We start from the raw sequence: 17,392 nt of genomic DNA on the forward strand, positions 1-17,392 counted from the left end.
CTGGCTTTTTTTATTTCTGCTGGTTTCCTTATCTTTGGTTCATTTGGTGTTGTAAGTATTAATGAACCAGCGTATATTTATGAACCATTACATTATATGAACCAAATTCTTTACGAGGCAAACCATCATGACAACCTACCTCTATTCTCGCTATTCGCCTCGAAATCGTGCTTACAGCGAGAACCTATCAATTTTGAAAGCGGCGGCTCCTGACGCGCAACATTTTGAAGACAAAGCGCGTGGCTGCATACCACCGACCGAGCGTGAGTCATTCCAACAATTACTCGAAATCATCAAACCTGGCGATACCATCATCATTTGGTGGCTAACGACTTTTGGACGTGATTTCAGTCAGTCACTCAATACCATCGAGCTATTACTAAATAAAAACGTGACACTGAAAACGGTGTGCGAGCCACTTTGTTTCGAGCCAGGATCGGTTGAAACCAAGACCTTGACCACCTTGCTGTCTGGTTACGGAAAAGTACAAACCCAGCATCGCTTGTTTGCCGCAGAGCAAGGTCGACGTGCTATTAAAGGTGAGCCCGATAGATGGAAACAAAAATTTCGCGGTCGCCCTGCAGACAAAGCCAAGCATCAACAAATCGCAACACTACTGCTTGAAGGTAACACGCTACACAGTGTTGCCCAGCAGTGTGATGTCAGCTTATCGACAGTAAAACGCGTTAAAGCCAAACTGAATGAATTTGACGATGAGGGCGGAATGAGAACACGTGGAAGATCTGGTCTTTCAAATGGTGAATCATCATGAAAAATGCCATTAACTTTCGTTCCATTTTACTCGCCTGCCTGATTATCAGTGTCGGTCAGCTGAGTATGGGATTGGTGATGCCATCTTTGCCATGGATAGCAAAAGACTTCTCGATTTCACTCGACCAAGCTCAGCTATTAGTAAGTATTTACTTACTTGGTTTTGGCCCGTCCCAGTTTATCTATGGCCCAATATCCGATGCTTTAGGCAGAAAAAAAGTCTTGTTAACCGGACTGCTGATTGCCATGTCAGGGCTACTGATGATCATATTTATGAGCCAGACTTTTACTGGCATGGTCATGGGGCGTTTTCTGCAAGGATTAGGTACTGGCTGCTGCGCTGTATTAGCCCGAGCTTCTACCCGTGATCGCTTTAGCGGTAGCGAACTTCCGGTCGCGATGTCTTACATTGCGATGGCAGCTTCTATAACACCTCTGATGGCACCCGTTATTGGTGGTTTTATCAACTTCCATTTCGGCTGGAGTATGGTGTTTATTTCGTTGTTAGGTTATGTGTCGATCGCCTGGGTAATCATTGCATTTCGCTTCACCGAGACAATTTCAAAGCGTTCTTCCATTCCGTCACCTAAGACGATGTTACGTCAGTACCGAAATCTACTGACCTCACGTTACTTCATGAGCTTTGCTAGCATAAGTTGGCTTAACTTCAGTTTGATGATCACAACCGTGTCTGTCATGCCATTTATTATGCAGGATCAAATCGGTATGACTTCCGATGAATACGCGATGTGGGCACTCATTCCCGCTCTGGGTATGCTGGGCGGCACAACCATTTGTAACCGCGCCCGCCCGATCATTGGCAACAAAAAGATGCTGCTATGTACGCCGGTGTTGCATATCAGTGCGGCGATATGGTTGTTCTTCTGTCCGGTAGAGCCGTTGTATTTGATGCTGGGGCAACTACTGATGATATTGGGTAACGGTATTGCTTTGCCGTGTGCTCAGGCTTTGGTCATGCAACCTTATAAGGAACAAGCAGGAACGGCCGCAGCAATGTCCGGTGGTGGCCAAATGATCGCTTCTTCTCTGGTGAGTTTGACGTTAGTCCAGTTCGGTTTGAGTGAGGCGTGGCACCTGTCACTGGTCATCGCACTGTTTACTGCAATTACATTGATGAATATCCTGCGAGGATTCAGTTCATCCCTACCTACAGAGCACATAGCCGATGAAGTAACTCAGGCTAGTTAATATCTGAATAGGCAACGAAAAGGGGCGTCACAGTGCAAACTGCGACGCCCCTTTATCGTTTGAGTTTCTGGTTAGAAATCTGCTGTCATACCAACATAGTAAGTACGTGGCGCTTCAACATAACCAATGTCTTCAAGCTCTTTCGACACACTCTCATCAGTTAGATTGGTGATACCCGCGCGAATGCGCAGTGAATCGTTCACATGATATACCGTACCCATATCTAACGTTGTGTAAGAGTCTTGAGTCAGCTCAGAGTCAATCTTACGTTCACCACGGTAACGAGCGCTCGCAAACAGATCCAAGTCTTTGGTTGGATACCAGTTCAGGCGAGCAAATGCCGAGTGCTTGTAGCGCTCATTCAGCTCTTCACCAGTCGACTTGTCTTCTGTATCCAGGTAAGTGTAGTTACCCGACATTGCCCACTGCTCAGAAAACTGGATATTGCCTGACAGCTCAACCCCTTGGATAACGGCTTTTGAGACGTTTTTAAATGACTTGTATGGGTTAGAAAGCTCACGATCAATTGGGTCACCATTCTCGTCAATACAACTCATAACAGAGCTTGACCACGTTCCTGTTTCACAGAACACATCGGTTTGCTCAATCAGGTTTTCAACCTCGTTACGGAATAACGCCGTTTCAATATCCCAGTTACGCGCACTGTACAGTGCAGAAAGCTCATAGTTGATGCTGGTCTCTGCTTCCAGGTCTTCATTACCCTGAATGTCACAGTTACCTTTACAGCTGATCAACTTAAAGTCTGGGTTATTTTGTGTCATGGTTGGCGCTTTAAATGCTTTGCCTACGCCACCTTTTAGAACCAGTGAATCTGTGGTTTGGTGTACCAGGTAAACACGCGGGCTGAACTCTTCACCGAATTGCTCATGCTTGTCCAAACGGCCACCAATGGTTGCGGTTAAAGTATCCGTCATTTCCCACTGATCCTGAGCAAACACAGCGCCTTGGTAAGCTTCTGCTTTGTTGCCCACGAGGTTTTCTGGGTTAGTCAGCTCACTGTTTTGGTAGTCCATACCAAACGTGAACGTATGACTATCGCCAAAATACGTTGTTGCCGATGCTTCCACAATCTGTGTCAGTTCTTCGATGGAATCCACACCGTCATTTGCCGCATCGATATTCTCAACGTTTTCGCGTGAGTAACGTACTTGTGTATCACCCCAAGACCATAAGCCAGTATGTGAAATTGCCTGGCTATCACGTCGAACTCGAGAGTTTGAAGACAAGACCGTCGTTGCGCTTTCAGCAACCGTGTCACGCTCGTCATTACTGTAACCTAAGTCTAAATCAATAAACTGAGTGTCGGATAAGTGCCATGACAATGTACCAAACATCGCTAACGTATCGCGCCCTTCTAAAGCCGTGATATCCGAACGATCATATTCAACGCCTCGCGCAGTCTTAGTGCCTGAATATGGCTGCCACGCATCACGACTGGTTTGAGAAACGGAAAAACGCGCGAACAATGTGTCATCAATTAAGGCACCTGATGTGGTTAAACCAACGGTGTACTTTTGACCACCATCACCATCGTTTGGTGTCGCGTTATCCAGACTTAACTGTGAACTCCAGTCATTTTCCGGCGACTTAGTGATGATGTTGATCGTACCACCCATGCCATCTGAACCGTAAAGTGCAGACATAGGACCACGGATGATTTCAACACGTTCGATTGAGTCCATTGGAATCGCAGAGAGATCGAAATCGTTACCACGGACAATCGCACTCGCAGAACTCATACGACGCCCATTCACCATAATGAGAGTGTATTTTGAATCCATACCACGAATAGAAATCTGCTGACGCCCAGCTCGCGTACTGTCGTAATCGGCTTCCACACTGGTTTGGTTCGCAACGATATCCGCTAACGTAATACCCGGATCATTCTCGATGTCTTCTGCCGTAATCACGGACATAGACGCAGGTGCGCTTTTCAGCTCCATCTGCGTACGTGTTGCCGTCACAACCATTTGTTCATCGACTTTGGTTGGGGTTGTATCAGCAAAAACTGACATTGAGGCGCATAGTGCACCGATCGCCACTGCTAATGGTTTTGGTGCTACCAGAGTAGTTTTAGACATATTAAAACCTGTTATTATTATTGAAAGTTATAATGATAATGGTTCGCATTAAATAGGTTTTATTTTGCTAAAACAAGTCTCCCCGTATACAGACAGTAAATTACCACTATGCAGAAAATGAATAACTAAAAATTTAATCATTCACTTTCGATGGACCCGTATATTTCTTTAAACAAGGACTTAACCCAGTTACACATCGGATCATTGTGGTAGCGCTTATGCCAATAGAGATAAACCGATTCACTATCAAGACGAATTTCTTCGGGTACCGTTTTCGTGATCAGCTTACGTCCAACACATGCCCCTTCCGCAAATGGGGTCGGCAAATGGAATATCACATCCGTCTCTTCAGCAATGGCTGGTGCTGCATTAAAATTGGAAAGCTGTATGGGTATCGACAAACTTCGGCTCTTATCCACTACACCAAGTTCGGCAAACCGATGGTAAATAGACAGCGTTTTGCCGCCCTGAAGAGAAATCTGGCCAAAGTTGCATTCAAGTAACATGTCTATCGTCAAATCTTCAACATCCGCTAACGGATGGGACTCGCTCATCAAGAATCGATAGTCGCGGCTTGCAACTTTCATGCGATACAAGTTTTGCTCAGAACTAGGGGGCGAAGCGGTAGAAAGCACAAAATGCACATCCCCCGTGATCAAACCATCAAAATGCCTTTTAGGAATAGAGTCGACATCGACAATCATGTTGGGTGCTTCTTGGCGAATACGTGAAATCACACTAGGCAATAACATAGTCACTTGAGGGACTAAACCATAGAAGCGTATCGTACCTTTACTCTTCTCCGGAACAAAAGACTGACCATGCATTAACTTCTCTAAACCCGTTAGCACAGTGGTTAGATCTTGTTTGATGACTTCGGCTTTGGGAGTCAACTCATAGCCATGAGCGGTTCTCACAAGTAGCTCGTCGTTAAACAAACTTCTCAACTTTTGTAAAGACCGACTGACGGAGGGTTGGCTCATATTCAACAAAACTGCGGTATTAGATACGTGTTTCTCTTCAAGTAAGCTCTTGAGAATAAACAGTAAGTTTAAATCTACCTGGGCTAAATTCACTTTTTGAATACTCACTATTCTGACAATTCAGTTGCTGGTTATAACCTATCTGATAACGTGTCTGCAATCAATAATCATTCTTATTTGATTTTAATCAACTTAAGTTTCAGTACTTTCAGATCATCTTTTGCTCTGTTTTCTTTTTTAAACGCTTTCCAGTTAGATGACTGACTTATAGACCTTTTTGGGAATCATTATGTTTGGTAAAACTTCTCTTCGTGTAGCAACAAGTGCGCTACTACTGGCATTAGCGCCTATCGGGGCATTCGCAAAAACCTACCAACACAGCATGGGATCGGTAGAAATTAATGAAGTACCGAAACGCGTAGTCGTTCTCGGCTACGGCAGCCTTGATTACGTCGATGCTCTGGGTGTTACACCAATTGGCGTACCAAAGACACTACTTCCAACCACACTGGAAAAGTACAAAGGCGACTCTGTGGAAAACACAGGCAGCGTGAAAGAAGTGAATTTCGAAACCTTGTTTACGTTGAAACCTGATCTGATCATTGCAGAAGCGCGCATGGCGACCATCTATAAAGATCTAAAAGACATCGCACCAACGTACATGTTCGAGATTGATACCAAAGACTACTGGAAAACCACACAAAAACACTGGCGTACACTAGGCGAAATCTTCGAAAAGAGCGATAGAGCGGATCAATTGATCAAAGACGTTCAAGGTCAAATAGATACGCTTCACAGTAAAGTGGCACAACATCCTCCTCGCGCTTTAACTGTTTCGAACAGCGGCAATAGCCTAGCTATGTTCGGCGAAAAGAGCCGTTTCTCGTTTGTATATGATGAAGCTGGTTTCGCGCCATCAACGTCTCAAAACGTAAAATCCGTCTCCGGTAATCACGGCAACCTGATCTCATTTGAATACATTGCCGATGCACAACCAGAAGTTCTGTTGGTTTTAGATCGTGAGCAGGCTATTGGCCAGAGCAACGGTAAAGCGAAAGCATTGTTTGATAACGACCTCGTCAAATCAACACCAGCAGCGAAAAATGGTCGCGTGATGTTTATTGACCCGGCGGCCTGGTACTTGACTGCTGGCGGTTACCACTCAACTCAAACCATGATTAAAGAGCTAAACCAAGTCGTTGTTAACTAATAAGCGCACGTTAATCACCCTATAAAAATGACCTTTCCGCTTATGGCGTGAAAGGTCATTGTCGTATTTATAAACCTAAATCTTCACTATGAAATTACATCATATTTTGGCGTTTGCTTTGCTCATCAGCCTCGCTGGCATCTCATTGCTAGTCGGGGTAGCGAACGTATCAATCTCGCAAATTTTGGCTGGTGACAGTCACAGTTTGAACATCTTGTTAGTCAGTCGACTGCCGCGATTAATTGCCATTGTTTTAGCCGGCGCAGGTTTGAGTATTGCTGGATTGATCATGCAACAAATTGTTCAGAACCGCTTCGCTGCGCCGTCAACAACTGGCACCGTGGACTGGGCAATGTTCGGTTACATCATCGCTTTGATCTTCTTTGCCGATATGAGCAGCTGGGTTCACCTCATTACCATCTTCGCTTTTTCTGTGCTTGGTACGGTGATTTTTGTTCGCTTTCTACAGCGTTTGAAGTTCAAAAACACAGTTTTAGTACCACTGATCGGCATCATGTATGGCAATGTGGTCTCTTCTATGACGACCTTTGTCGCGTATAAATATGATTTAGTACAGACACTTGGCTCCTGGACGGTCGCGAACTTCGCTTCTGTTTTACAGGGTAACTACGAGTTTTTATATTTGGCGCTCCCTGTATCGGTGCTAGCTTACGCTTATGCCAACCGCTTTAGTGCTGCCAGTGTTGGTGAGAGTTTCGCGAAAAACATCGGCTTAAACTACCAGCGCATCGTACTTATTGGCGTTATCTTGGTCGCGGTATTGTCATCGTCTGTCGTGATGATCGTGGGGATGATTCCGTTCCTGGGTCTTATCGTGCCGAACCTTGTGTCGATATTTATCGGCGATAACATGCGTCGCAACTTGCCTTGGACTGCCTATGCAGGCGTCATTCTGGTACTGACCTGTGACATTTTAGGCCGTTTGATTATCTTCCCTTATGAAATCCCTATATCGATGATCATCAGCATCTTAGGCGGTTCTGTTTTCATTTACCTGGTATTGAGAGACAAAGCGAATGCGTGATTCCATTAAAGTCATCGTACTCGCGGCTGTCGCAGTACTGATATGCGCCGTATTTATCGGCAAAGGTTTAACACCGGACAACTACCAATTTTTCTTGTCTCGTCGTGTGCCTAAAGTTCTGGCGATTGTATTGGCAGCAATTGCCATTGCTTCATCGTCATTGATTTTCCAGACCATCACTAATAACCGAATCCTCACTCCTTCAATTCTCGGTTTTGACTCCCTGTACGTGATGATTCAGGTGGTATTGGTGGTAATGTTTGGTGGCCTGAGTGTTTGGGTCATCAACAGCAAACTCAATTTCGTCCTGTCTACAGGCATCATGATTGTGTGTGCCATGACCCTATTCAGCTTCTACTTCAGAGGCCGTCAGCGCAACATCTTCACCCTGTTATTGATTGGTATCGTGCTTAGCAGCTTGTTCAGCAGTATTACTGGCTTCTTCACTATGGTGACAGACCCAGATGAGTTTAACTTCATTCAAGGTTCCATGTTTGCCAGCTTTAACAACATAAACGGTGAACTGGTTTACTGGTGTGTCGCTCCGATGTTGCTTTGCGGCGCTTATTTAATTCGTATCTCACATAAGTTGGATGTGATGTGGCTGGGTGTGGACAATGCCAAGAGTTTAGGTATCGACACACACAAACTGACGATGCAGGTGATGTTCATCATCACGTTGATGGTGTCTATCTCCACCGCGTTGATTGGTCCAATCCTGTTCTTTGGTTTAATTGTTGTCGCGCTGACGCGTCAAATTTTCACTGGTTACCAGCATCGCCTGCTGATCGTCGCCAGTTCTGTACTGTCTGTTGTATTGCTGTCTGGTGGCCAGTGGGTAGTTGAAAACCTATTCGATTTCGATACCACCATCAGTGTCATCATCAACTTTTTTGGCGGCGGTTACTTCTTAGTTCTACTTATGAAAAATAAATTCGATTAAAGGTACATCACATGATCCGTATTCAAGGTTTAAGTAAAAAATATAATGAAAAATACGTGGTAAAAAATGCTGATGCCCTTTTCCCACTTGGTAAAGTGACCAGTATTATTGGCCCAAATGGCGCAGGTAAAAGTACCCTGCTTTCCATGGCAAGTCGCCTGACAGAAAGCGATGCTGGTACCGTCGTGATCGGTGACAAACCGCTCGACCAATGGAACACGGAAGATTTGGCCAAGCGCCTTTCCGTGCTGCGTCAGTCCAACAATATCAATATGCGTTTTACTGTGCGTGATTTAGTCGCATTCGGGCGCTTCCCATACTCTCAGGGGCGCTTAACAGAACAAGACCATCGCATCATTGAAGAGTCTATGCAGCACCTTGAAATCGACCATTTGCAAGATCGCTTTATTGACCAACTGTCCGGTGGTCAGAGACAAATGGCGTTTATTGCGATGGTCGTCGCACAAGACACCGATTACATTTTTCTTGATGAGCCACTCAATAACCTCGATATCAAGCACTCCGTCGATATCATGAGTACACTGCACAAGTTAGCTAAACTGAAGAACAAAGCCGTGGTGATCGTAATTCACGATATAAACTTTGCTTCTTGCTACTCTGACCATATTGTCGCAATGAAGTTGGGTGAAGTCATTAAGGCGGGCACTGTAGACGAAGTCATTGATGAAGCGGTACTAAGCGATATTTATGAGATTCGTTTTGTCGTTCAGGAAATCGATGGAAATCGTATTTCTTTGTACTATCGACGTTAAAATAGCACTTTACGAAATGGCGACATCAGGTCGCCATTTTTGTACCGCAAGACAAAAAGATGTGTCTCTCCTTGCCAATAGTGGTACTGTACTGAACAGTCTGATTTAAGCTAGGTTTTGTTATGCGCGCGTCCACTCAACAAAAAAGAATTCGCATCATCGAAGTAGCCACTGAGCTTTTTATTACGCAAGGTTACAAAGAAACGTCATTGGACCAAATAGTCGCCATTTGCGGTGGTTCAAAGCAAACCTTATACCGCTATTTTTCCAATAAAGAAGGTCTATTTACAGAAGTGTTGGCGCACAACACTCAAACCAGTTTAGAGTCGGCTTTCCAGCTTTCTACTCAACAAAATGAGTCGCTACAACAAACGTTAGAAGACTTCGCCAAGAAGTATCTACGCGGAATTTGTTCCAACCCTGTTCTGTCACTTTACCGAATTATTTCTGCCGATTTTTATCAGCACGACTCAATACCAAAGCAGTTTTGGCAAACGAGTCCGATGCGGATTCATCAACACTTAATTGAGTTTTTAAAGACAGACGTCGTCAGCCAACAATTAGACATCGACGATCCAGATCTCGCGTGCGGGCAACTCCTCGCTCTAATCAAACTCGATTATCAGACCAAGGCGCTATTGGGGTTTGAGTTACCCAGTGATGCAGAGTTGAATACTCATGCTCGTAAAGCCGTCACCGCTTTTCTCTCACTCTACCAGCAACAATCAGCGTAACTCCTTATTAAAGGCAGAAGCCGCCTTCGAACATGGAAGTCGGCTTATGCCTCAACTTAAAAAAACCCTAGTTTAGACTCGCTTCTCGCTTTGCTACCAGTTTCTTGCCGATAAGGAGCACTGGGGCCAGCGCCAAAATCGAGAAAATAAACATAATCAATGAATTGCTTAATGCCAAAGTCGTGGCTTGCTCTTTGACGACAGCAACCACTTGGCCCGCTCCCATGGAGGAATTAGGCAAATGTCCATGAGTGAGAATCGTACTGGTAAGTGCCTGTTCATAAGCAGAAAAGGCATGGCTCGATTGCTCTAACGTTCGCCCTATTTCACCCGATGCTTGTGCACTATGAGTCTGAATTACGCCAGAAAAAAATCCACCGCCGATAACACTGCCCATGGTTCGGAACAAGTAGAAGTTACAAATCCCCTCAAGGCGCTCATGATTTTTAAAATAGGTTAACACAGCAATGGTTACCGACACGTTCAGCATCCCTACCCCAAAGCCACGCAAAAGCATAGGTAAAAGCAACGATTCCGGCCCGGCCTCACTTGGTAGCAGACTGAATCGATATACAGAGAGCAAGATCATTAAAACACCTAATGGAACAACCGCATCAACCAGCGTTCGTCTTAGGTAAAACACCATCACACTCAGCAGCATGCCCACAATCATCGCATAGAAGAATGGCAACTGCGCATACCCAGCGTTCAGATGATTGTAGTTCAACGCCATTTTAAGGAAATTCCCAAACAGCGCAGAACTCGCCATTACAGCAAAACCCGCCAAAAAGGCGTTATACATAAAGACATTGGTTTTCAGCGTATTATGCAATTGCGATGACGCGGTATTTAAACGCCGTCTTTTAACTAAGAGGTAAATCAGGCTTAGCCCTAATGCGGTCGCGACCAGCGTAAGTTGAATAAACGCCTCTGAATCTAACCAGTTATAGTAACGGCCTCGCATTAACAGATAAACGACCAAACCTGTGGCTAACGCTGCAATAGTATAAACACCAACATGCGATTTATGCTTTTCGACCATGTTAACTGGTTCAGGTTTGTAAATACTCACAAGAATAAGCGCTGAAAAGTACAACCATGCCGATAGAACACAAAATAGCGACCAGTCAAATCGCTCCAATACATGTGCCATTAACCAAGGATACAAACCCATCGGCACCAACGTCGAGAAGACTAAAGTCAAAGCAATGATTACGGGCAACCAACGTTGCTCAAACACATCGAGCAAAAAGAGATTAACCACCACCAGCAATACACTCATGAAAAAGCCAACGAACAGCCAAGTCAGTTTGAATAACCATGGGCTCGGCAGTTGCCAGTATAAGATCATACTTGCCGTTATCTCTATGAGCAGAGCAGTGATCAAAATCCGGTAAGCACACCAGTGACGAACCAACTTCGGTGCCCAGATAAAGCCCAACACTTGGGCAATCATAAATCCGATTTTAACCAGCTCTGTTTCATCAAGAGACAAACCTACAGTCGCCGCCATTTCATACGAAAGCTCACTAAACATCACGGAGTTAATACCAAATGCCGCAAGCGCGAATAACACCCAAGTCAATAAACGGATACGTGACTTCATGGCAATTTAACCTTGTTTTTCGGTTTTAATCGCTACCTCGACAGACAGGCCCGGATAGATACGCTGTCTCAGCTCTTGGGGAATATCTAACTCAATTCGCACTGGCACGCGCTGAACGACTTTGACAAAGTTACCCGTCGCATTTTGTGGCGGGAGCAAACTAAACTGCGCACCCGTTGCAGGTGTAATCGAAGCAACTCTGCCATGCAGTGGCTTGTCAGGGAACATATCCAAAACGACTTCAACGTTCTGTCCTTCAATGACATTTTCTAACTGAGTTTCTTTAAAATTGGCTTCTACCCAAACATAGTCCGGAACCATCACGATGAGCCCCATACCAGGCTGAACAAACTTACCAACCTGCACTTGTCTGTCTGCAATAAAACCATCAAATGGCGCTTTTACCACCGTTCTCGCTAGCGCAATTTTAGCAAGTTTCAGATTTGCCTGAGCTCGTTTCTGTTGTGCAATAAGCTGCTTTTTCTCGGTTTTTAATGCCTCATATTGCTTTTGCTCTGCGCTTAACGCCAATTTAACCGATTCTAAATGACTGCGCGATTCGATGGCTCGCGTTCTTTGCGCTTCAAATTGGTTCTTACTGACTGATTGCTTTTGTACCAGACGTGACAAGCGCTCTAACTCCGCAGCCTGATGATCGGAATTAGCTCTTGCGCTAGTAATGCTTTGCTTCGCCTGTTCAATTTTGACTAATTGCATTTCCGTTTTGGTCTGGTTCGCTGTGATTGCTGCGTTGGCGACGTCTAAAGCCGATTCTGCGATCTCCAGATTTGCGATGAAATCCTCGTCGTCAATTGAAAACAAAGGCGTACCTTTGCTCACCCATTGGTTGTCTTTGACGAATAGCTGGCTAACTTGTCCTGCGACTTCTGGTGAAACCGCTGTCACGTCAGAATGGACGTAAGCGTTGTCTGTCTTAACTATGTTCGGCTGATACAAGCTGTAACCAACGCCGAATAATGATCCAAAAACAAGCAATAATGCGATGGCTCTCTTTTTCATACTGAACACCTCAACTAATGATTCGCACAAACTGTACTGTACGGTACAGTTTTAGTAAAGCAACTTTTGATCATTTTGAAAAGTGAGGATCTAAGGGGATGAGTTGAACGATCTTCTGGGAAAATATGGAGCGCCACGCAGCTTGTTTGATAATTGGAGTAGATATTAATGTGTGGTTGCTCCAGTTTAAGCAGATTGAACACTGGAGGCCGTGTCAGCAACTCAACTCTTTTCAATCAAACTGTTTGTAATGCCTCGTTTGTAATGCCTCAAAAGAGAACAAGTACGTTTCACAATGGTGCACCACCTCTACATCACCAGAAGGAACTAAAGGTGATTTCTTTACAAAACAATGAGATATAAGTTGGTCTGTATTTTGCTAAACGAATATCGAATCGATGCTTCGATATAGATGCATCAACCATCAGCAACTTAAAAACGTTCGCGTTGTTTTAGGTTGCTTAGTTAGATTGTTTTGTTTACTTAGTTCTATCAAGGTGACTTAGTATGTTGTCTACAAACCATATCGCTAATTGGATAACCCTCGATTTTAAAATCGCCTTCTTTTTCCCTGCGCAATAACACTTCTTATTGGGCGCACAGCAATGTGCACTGTACTGCTATTACGTCTAAAAGCAGTACCACTCGATTAGCCCGAACCAAATATCAAGCATACAGAACAGTAAATCAGAGACTTATTTTGTTCGATAACTCACCTCTGGTGTTGATCAAGCAATAAGTCAGGTATTTACCGCAGTGCGTTTATTTCTAAATTTTAGATTTGGGAAGGCACTGTTTTATTTCAACCCATCTGTATGCCTTAAAAATATTCAAAAAATGACCTTTTAGGGAAAATAAAATGGAAAACTTTAAACACTTACCAGAGCCGTTTCGTATTCGCGTTATTGAACCAGTAAAACGCACTACACGTGAATATAGAGAACAAGCGATTCTAAAAGCGGGTATGAACCCTTTTCTTCTGGATAGCGAAGATGTGTTTATCGACCTTCTTACTGATAGTGGCACTGGTGCCATTACGCAAGAGATGCAAGCAGCCATGTTACGCGGCGATGAAGCATACAGCGGCAGCCGAAGCTACCATGCACTTCAACAAGCCGTTGAGGATATCTTTGGCTACCAATACACCATTCCAACTCACCAAGGACGTGGTGCAGAGCAAATTTACATTCCGGTTCTGATTAAAAAACGTGAGAAAGAGAAAGGACTAGACAGAAGCAAGATGGTGGCGTTGTCGAATTACTTTTTTGACACCACACAAGGCCATACACAGTTAAACTGCTGTGTTGCGAAAAACGTTTATACCGAAGAAGCATTCGACACTTCGATCGAAGCAGACTTTAAAGGCAACTTTGATCTGGAGAAACTAGAACAGGCAATCCTAGAAGCTGGCGCAGCAAATGTACCTTATATTGTCAGCACCATCACATGTAACTCTGCCGGCGGTCAGCCAGTATCGCTTGCTAACCTAAAAGCGGTTTATGAAATTGGTCAGAAATACGATATTCCAGTGATCATGGACTCGGCTCGTTTTGCCGAGAATGCTTACTTCATTCAACAACGTGAAGCTGGCTACGCTGACTGGTCAATCGAAGCCATCACCAAAGAAAGCTACAAATACGCCGATGGTCTGGCGATGTCGGCAAAGAAAGATGCCATGGTTCAAATGGGCGGCTTACTTTGCTTTAAAGACGACTCTTTAATGGACGTGTACACAGAATGTCGCACGTTGTGTGTTGTTCAGGAAGGCTTCCCGACCTATGGTGGTCTGGAAGGTGGCGCTATGGAGCGTCTTGCCGTAGGCCTTTATGATGGCATGCGTCAGGACTGGCTGGCGTACCGAATCGGTCAGGTTCAGTACCTGGTTGATAAACTGGAAGCGATTGGCATCGTTTGTCAGCAAGCGGGTGGCCATGCTGCCTTCGTTGACGCAAGCAAACTCCTGCCTCACATTCCTGCAGAGCAATTCCCGGCACATGCACTGGCGTGTGAGCTTTATAAAGTCGCCGGTATTCGAGCTGTAGAAATAGGCTCCCTTCTATTGGGCCGAGATCCTGCGACAGGTAAACAACACCCGTGTCCGGCTGAACTACTTCGTCTCACCATTCCTCGCGCGACCTATACGCAAACGCATATGGATTTTATTGTCGAAGCTTTCCAGGCGGTAAAAGAAAATGCAGCCAATGTAAAAGGCCTGGACTTTACTTATGAGCCGGAAGTTTTACGTCACTTCACCGCGCGTCTAAAAGAGGTTGAGTCAGAGACTCAAACTCCATCCATCACGACAGCAGAAACAGTATAAAAACTAAAAATTTAAGCGCAGCGTGGAAGGTTGCGCTTTTTATTTATTTTGATAAAGGAATAGCATCATGAATAAAAACCCATCTTTAGTCGGTGGCTCCTGCATTATTGCCAGTGTCTGTGTTGGTGCAGGTATGCTTGGCTTGCCAAGTGCCAGTGCAGGTGCCTGGACAGTGTGGTCCATTCTCGCGATTTTATTGACCATGGTCGTGATGACAATATCGGGATGGATGTTGTTAGAAGCGTTTAAAGAATATGATTTAAAAGTTTCCTTTAATACCGTAACCAAAGAGCTACTGGGTAAAAAAGTTAACTTTATTAATAACCTGACCGTCTATTTTGTCGGTGGCATTTTACTTTATGCCTATATTACATCCTCTGGGTTAATTATTCAGAACTTGCTCGATATCGATGGCAAAAGCGCTTCTGTTATTTTTGTGGCCGTTTTTTCTGCTTTCGTATGGCATTCAACGAGAGCGGTAGACCGAATCTCAGTTCTGTTGATTCTGTTCATGATACTTAGCTTCGTGTTTGGTGTTTCGGGGCTGGCAGCCAATATAGACACCTCTATTCTGCTAGACACCATCAGTCAGGAATCACAGTACGCACCCTACGCAATGGCAATTTTACCTGTGGCTCTGACGTCATTTGGTTACCACCACTCCGTGGCTTCTATGCGTGCCTACTACGGTGAAGAAAACAAAGCTAAAAATGCAATTTTGGGTGGTACTGTGATCGCTTCTGTTCTGTATTTATTATGGCTGACAAGCATCTTTGGTAATTTGCCTCGCGTTGATTTTGGCCCGGTCATTGAACAAGGGGGTAACGTAGATGTGCTGCTAAGTTCACTTGGCTCTGTGATTGAATCAGAAAAAGTGAGCCAGGCGATTAACAGCTTTTCAATGGCCGCGATTCTTTCTTCTTTTATTGGTGTGGGTTTAGGCGTGTTTGATTTTCTGGCTGACCTATTTAAATTTGAAGACAACCGCACAGGTCGAGCGAAAACATGGGCCGTAACTTTTGTCCCACCTCTGGTTTTATCTGTGCTGTTTCCATTTGGATTTGTTAGCGCCATTGGTTATGCCGGAGCCGCTGCAACCGTATGGACCTGCATCATTCCAGCACTGTTAGTGAGAAAAGCGCGCAAAACATCCGGCACGAAAGACGGGTTTAGAGCTCCTGGTGGGCAACCAATGCTCATGGGCGTCATCTTCTTTGGTGTCGTGACTGCCGCCTTCCATTTTATGAACATGATGGGGATACTGCCGACGTATTCTGGCTAGATGTCATGACTTACGGCTAGACAATCAGGGAATGCTTACAGGAACGTCAGCTAAAACATAAGAAAAGTAAGAAATGATTGGTCAACAAGAAACGATCACTGTTACGAAAGGCTGATTTTGTTAATATTCATGTTGAGTCGAAGCTGACGACTACACCAACCTAATTAAATTGGCTTATTAAGTCACGATATTAGGTTGGTATATCATAACTATCACTAAATCCTAAAAAAAAGCAGTAAAAAGGAAAACAATGACAATTGAAAGAATAGAATCTACAGAGCGTATGAGCCGTATTGTTAAACACAACGGTACTATTTATCTTTGTGGCCAGACAGCTGGTGATGCAGCGTGGGATATTACCGAGCAAACAGAGCGCTGCCTCGCTAAGATCGATGCCTTGCTTGAAAAAGCAGGCAGCCATCGCGATAAACTCCTATCCGTTACTATCTACCTTCGCGACATGAAAGACTTCGCCGAGATGAACAAAGTGTGGGATGCATGGGTTGCGAACGGAGAAAAACCTGCGCGCGCATGTGTTGAAGCTCGCATGGCAAGAGATGTTATTCTGGTAGAAATGTCCGTGACGGCCGCTCAATAGTCTGTAAATGCTTAGTTAGACATTTCAACGCCACCTATTCTAAGGTGGCGTTTGTCCTTCTTCATCCAGCTTTAAATACCGAATCACTTTGTAAGCCAACCATTCAGGATTATCCAAAGAAATATCGTGCCCGTCACTATGGTTGTAGATAATAGGCATGTTCCAAGCCTTAGCAGGGGCTTCTGTCGCGGTATGACTGACGAGATTATCTTCGAGAGACGAGATAAATAGGATTTCGTTTACCGGTTTGTTCGCCCTGAACGTCATGGCCGCGAGTAATTGCCGAAAAAAGTTCGAAGCCGTGGTTGGGTAGAGTCTATTCAGCATAACCCAATCATCGATTACCGTTTCGCTTATCGGCTTATTCGATACCATGGAGTAAATGATCGACTCTTTTTGCTCTGGGCGCGAAAACAACGCTTTCAGGATTTTGAGATAGTTCACGGGCTTTAATCGCTGATAAAAAGGACTAAATACCCGACTGCTGGTATTAATACAAACAACCCGCCTCACCTGATTGGGGTACAGCTCTGCCCACTTCAGCGCAATCATTCCTCCCATTGAAATCGCAACGATATCAACCTGAGCATTGGTTGCCAGCTGAAAACGTATACTCTCGACCATTTCCTCTATTGAGCATGGTGATTTCTCATCCGACAAAGCGCCAGTACCGGGAATATCTACAGCGATAACTCTCTGGTTTGGAAGGAGTTCACTCAGCAGCAGTGAAAACTCGCCCCAATGGTACTGACCACGAAAAAGCCCTCTAATTAAGACGATGTCATTACTCATGAAG

At 44.6% G+C, this 17,392-nt stretch carries 17 protein-coding genes; 12 read left to right on the forward strand and 5 right to left on the reverse strand.

Going from position 1 to position 17,392, the window contains the following annotated elements; translation table 11 throughout:
- The first annotated feature begins 127 nt into the window (after positions 1-127).
- Both V1U08_RS05465 and V1U08_RS05470 read left to right on the forward strand, forming a co-directional pair.
- A complete protein-coding gene (locus V1U08_RS05465; protein WP_014235005.1) occupies positions 128-772 on the forward strand; it encodes a recombinase family protein in 645 nt (214 codons plus the stop codon).
- A complete protein-coding gene (locus tag V1U08_RS05470) occupies positions 769-1,980 on the forward strand; it encodes a multidrug effflux MFS transporter (protein WP_020333488.1) in 1,212 nt (403 codons plus the stop codon). Before V1U08_RS05465 ends, V1U08_RS05470 begins: the two co-directional genes overlap by 4 nt.
- Before the next feature lie 71 nt (positions 1,981-2,051).
- On the opposite strand, the gene V1U08_RS05475 is transcribed toward V1U08_RS05470, so the two are convergent.
- Together V1U08_RS05475 and V1U08_RS05480 are read right to left on the reverse strand one after the other, a co-directional pair.
- Positions 2,052-4,082, reverse strand: a complete 2,031-nt coding sequence (locus tag V1U08_RS05475; protein WP_330470121.1) for a TonB-dependent receptor domain-containing protein — start codon at positions 4,080-4,082, stop codon at positions 2,052-2,054.
- 137 nt (positions 4,083-4,219) lie between these two features.
- Positions 4,220-5,158 carry a LysR family transcriptional regulator gene (locus V1U08_RS05480; RefSeq protein ID WP_330470236.1) on the reverse strand — a complete coding sequence of 313 codons (939 nt, stop codon included), beginning with the start codon at positions 5,156-5,158 and terminating at the stop codon, positions 4,220-4,222.
- Positions 5,159-5,354: 196 nt separating this feature from the next.
- Between V1U08_RS05480 and V1U08_RS05485 the strand changes: the two genes are divergently transcribed.
- From V1U08_RS05485 to V1U08_RS05510, 6 genes are all read left to right on the forward strand, one after another.
- Positions 5,355-6,275 carry a siderophore ABC transporter substrate-binding protein gene (locus V1U08_RS05485; protein ID WP_081280791.1) on the forward strand — a complete coding sequence of 307 codons (921 nt, stop codon included), beginning with the start codon at positions 5,355-5,357 and terminating at the stop codon, positions 6,273-6,275.
- An 88-nt stretch (positions 6,276-6,363) separates the two neighbouring features.
- The gene (locus tag V1U08_RS05490; protein ID WP_330470122.1) at positions 6,364-7,320 is read left to right on the forward strand and encodes an ABC transporter permease; all 957 of its coding nucleotides are present in this window, start codon (positions 6,364-6,366) and stop codon (positions 7,318-7,320) included.
- Positions 7,313-8,263 (forward strand): iron chelate uptake ABC transporter family permease subunit, encoded by a 951-nt coding sequence (locus V1U08_RS05495; protein ID WP_014235011.1) that lies wholly within the window; start codon positions 7,313-7,315, stop codon positions 8,261-8,263. Before V1U08_RS05490 ends, V1U08_RS05495 begins: the two co-directional genes overlap by 8 nt.
- A gap of 11 nt (positions 8,264-8,274) precedes the next feature.
- The gene (locus tag V1U08_RS05500) at positions 8,275-9,036 is read left to right on the forward strand and encodes an iron ABC transporter ATP-binding protein (RefSeq protein WP_014235012.1); all 762 of its coding nucleotides are present in this window, start codon (positions 8,275-8,277) and stop codon (positions 9,034-9,036) included.
- Positions 9,002-9,145: a hypothetical protein gene (locus V1U08_RS05505; protein WP_155759769.1), complete on the forward strand. Its 144-nt coding sequence runs from the start codon at positions 9,002-9,004 to the stop codon at positions 9,143-9,145. Before V1U08_RS05500 ends, V1U08_RS05505 begins: the two co-directional genes overlap by 35 nt.
- 13 nt (positions 9,146-9,158) lie before the next feature.
- Positions 9,159-9,770, forward strand: a complete 612-nt coding sequence (locus V1U08_RS05510) for a TetR/AcrR family transcriptional regulator (RefSeq protein ID WP_330470123.1) — start codon at positions 9,159-9,161, stop codon at positions 9,768-9,770.
- Between the two features lie 67 nt (positions 9,771-9,837).
- On the opposite strand, the gene V1U08_RS05515 is transcribed toward V1U08_RS05510, so the two are convergent.
- Positions 9,838-11,376, reverse strand: a complete 1,539-nt coding sequence (locus tag V1U08_RS05515; protein WP_330470124.1) for an MFS transporter — start codon at positions 11,374-11,376, stop codon at positions 9,838-9,840.
- 6 nt (positions 11,377-11,382) lie between these two features.
- Positions 11,383-12,396: an HlyD family secretion protein gene (locus V1U08_RS05520; RefSeq protein ID WP_330470125.1), complete on the reverse strand. Its 1,014-nt coding sequence runs from the start codon at positions 12,394-12,396 to the stop codon at positions 11,383-11,385.
- A 507-nt stretch (positions 12,397-12,903) separates the two neighbouring features.
- Between V1U08_RS05520 and tnaC the strand changes: the two genes are divergently transcribed.
- The 4 genes from tnaC (at position 12,904) to V1U08_RS05535 (ending at position 16,596) form a co-directional block, all read left to right on the forward strand.
- A complete protein-coding gene (gene tnaC, locus V1U08_RS22900) occupies positions 12,904-12,978 on the forward strand; it encodes a tryptophanase leader peptide (protein ID WP_076633468.1) in 75 nt (24 codons plus the stop codon).
- 277 nt (positions 12,979-13,255) lie between these two features.
- Positions 13,256-14,716 (forward strand): tryptophanase, encoded by a 1,461-nt coding sequence (gene tnaA, locus V1U08_RS05525; RefSeq protein WP_330470126.1) that lies wholly within the window; start codon positions 13,256-13,258, stop codon positions 14,714-14,716.
- Positions 14,717-14,783: 67 nt separating this feature from the next.
- Positions 14,784-15,998, forward strand: a complete 1,215-nt coding sequence (locus tag V1U08_RS05530; protein ID WP_065298060.1) for an aromatic amino acid transporter — start codon at positions 14,784-14,786, stop codon at positions 15,996-15,998.
- Positions 15,999-16,248: 250 nt separating this feature from the next.
- On the forward strand, positions 16,249-16,596 hold the full coding sequence (locus V1U08_RS05535; RefSeq protein WP_065298059.1) for a RidA family protein: 348 nt from the start codon (positions 16,249-16,251) through the stop codon (positions 16,594-16,596).
- A gap of 39 nt (positions 16,597-16,635) precedes the next feature.
- Here V1U08_RS05535 and V1U08_RS05540 read toward each other — a convergent pair whose 3' ends face one another.
- A complete protein-coding gene (locus V1U08_RS05540) occupies positions 16,636-17,388 on the reverse strand; it encodes an alpha/beta fold hydrolase (protein ID WP_330470127.1) in 753 nt (250 codons plus the stop codon).
- Positions 17,389-17,392: the final 4 nt, after the last annotated feature.

Origin of the sequence: Vibrio sp. YYF0003, from assembly GCF_036350715.1 — a bacterium.
GTDB classification, from domain to species: Bacteria; Pseudomonadota; Gammaproteobacteria; order Enterobacterales; family Vibrionaceae; genus Vibrio; species Vibrio natriegens.

Excerpts from the sequence above, each read along its gene's own strand:
- tnaA (WP_330470126.1), top strand. The coding sequence starts at position 13,256 with ATGGAAAACTTTAAACACTTACCAGAGCCGTTTCGTATTCGCGTTATT.
- V1U08_RS05470 (WP_020333488.1), top strand. The coding sequence starts at position 769 with ATGAAAAATGCCATTAACTTTCGTTCCATTTTACTCGCCTGCCTGATT.
- V1U08_RS05540 (WP_330470127.1), bottom strand. The coding sequence starts at position 17,388 with ATGAGTAATGACATCGTCTTAATTAGAGGGCTTTTTCGTGGTCAGTAC.
- V1U08_RS05530 (WP_065298060.1), top strand. The coding sequence starts at position 14,784 with ATGAATAAAAACCCATCTTTAGTCGGTGGCTCCTGCATTATTGCCAGT.
- V1U08_RS05535 (WP_065298059.1), top strand. The coding sequence starts at position 16,249 with ATGACAATTGAAAGAATAGAATCTACAGAGCGTATGAGCCGTATTGTT.
- V1U08_RS05510 (WP_330470123.1), top strand. The coding sequence starts at position 9,159 with ATGCGCGCGTCCACTCAACAAAAAAGAATTCGCATCATCGAAGTAGCC.
- V1U08_RS05515 (WP_330470124.1), bottom strand. The coding sequence starts at position 11,376 with ATGAAGTCACGTATCCGTTTATTGACTTGGGTGTTATTCGCGCTTGCG.
- V1U08_RS05505 (WP_155759769.1), top strand. The coding sequence starts at position 9,002 with ATGGAAATCGTATTTCTTTGTACTATCGACGTTAAAATAGCACTTTAC.
- V1U08_RS05465 (WP_014235005.1), top strand. The coding sequence starts at position 128 with ATGACAACCTACCTCTATTCTCGCTATTCGCCTCGAAATCGTGCTTAC.
- V1U08_RS05485 (WP_081280791.1), top strand. The coding sequence starts at position 5,355 with ATGTTTGGTAAAACTTCTCTTCGTGTAGCAACAAGTGCGCTACTACTG.
- V1U08_RS05490 (WP_330470122.1), top strand. The coding sequence starts at position 6,364 with ATGAAATTACATCATATTTTGGCGTTTGCTTTGCTCATCAGCCTCGCT.
- V1U08_RS05500 (WP_014235012.1), top strand. The coding sequence starts at position 8,275 with ATGATCCGTATTCAAGGTTTAAGTAAAAAATATAATGAAAAATACGTG.
- V1U08_RS05475 (WP_330470121.1), bottom strand. The coding sequence starts at position 4,082 with ATGTCTAAAACTACTCTGGTAGCACCAAAACCATTAGCAGTGGCGATC.
- V1U08_RS05520 (WP_330470125.1), bottom strand. The coding sequence starts at position 12,396 with ATGAAAAAGAGAGCCATCGCATTATTGCTTGTTTTTGGATCATTATTC.
- V1U08_RS05495 (WP_014235011.1), top strand. The coding sequence starts at position 7,313 with ATGCGTGATTCCATTAAAGTCATCGTACTCGCGGCTGTCGCAGTACTG.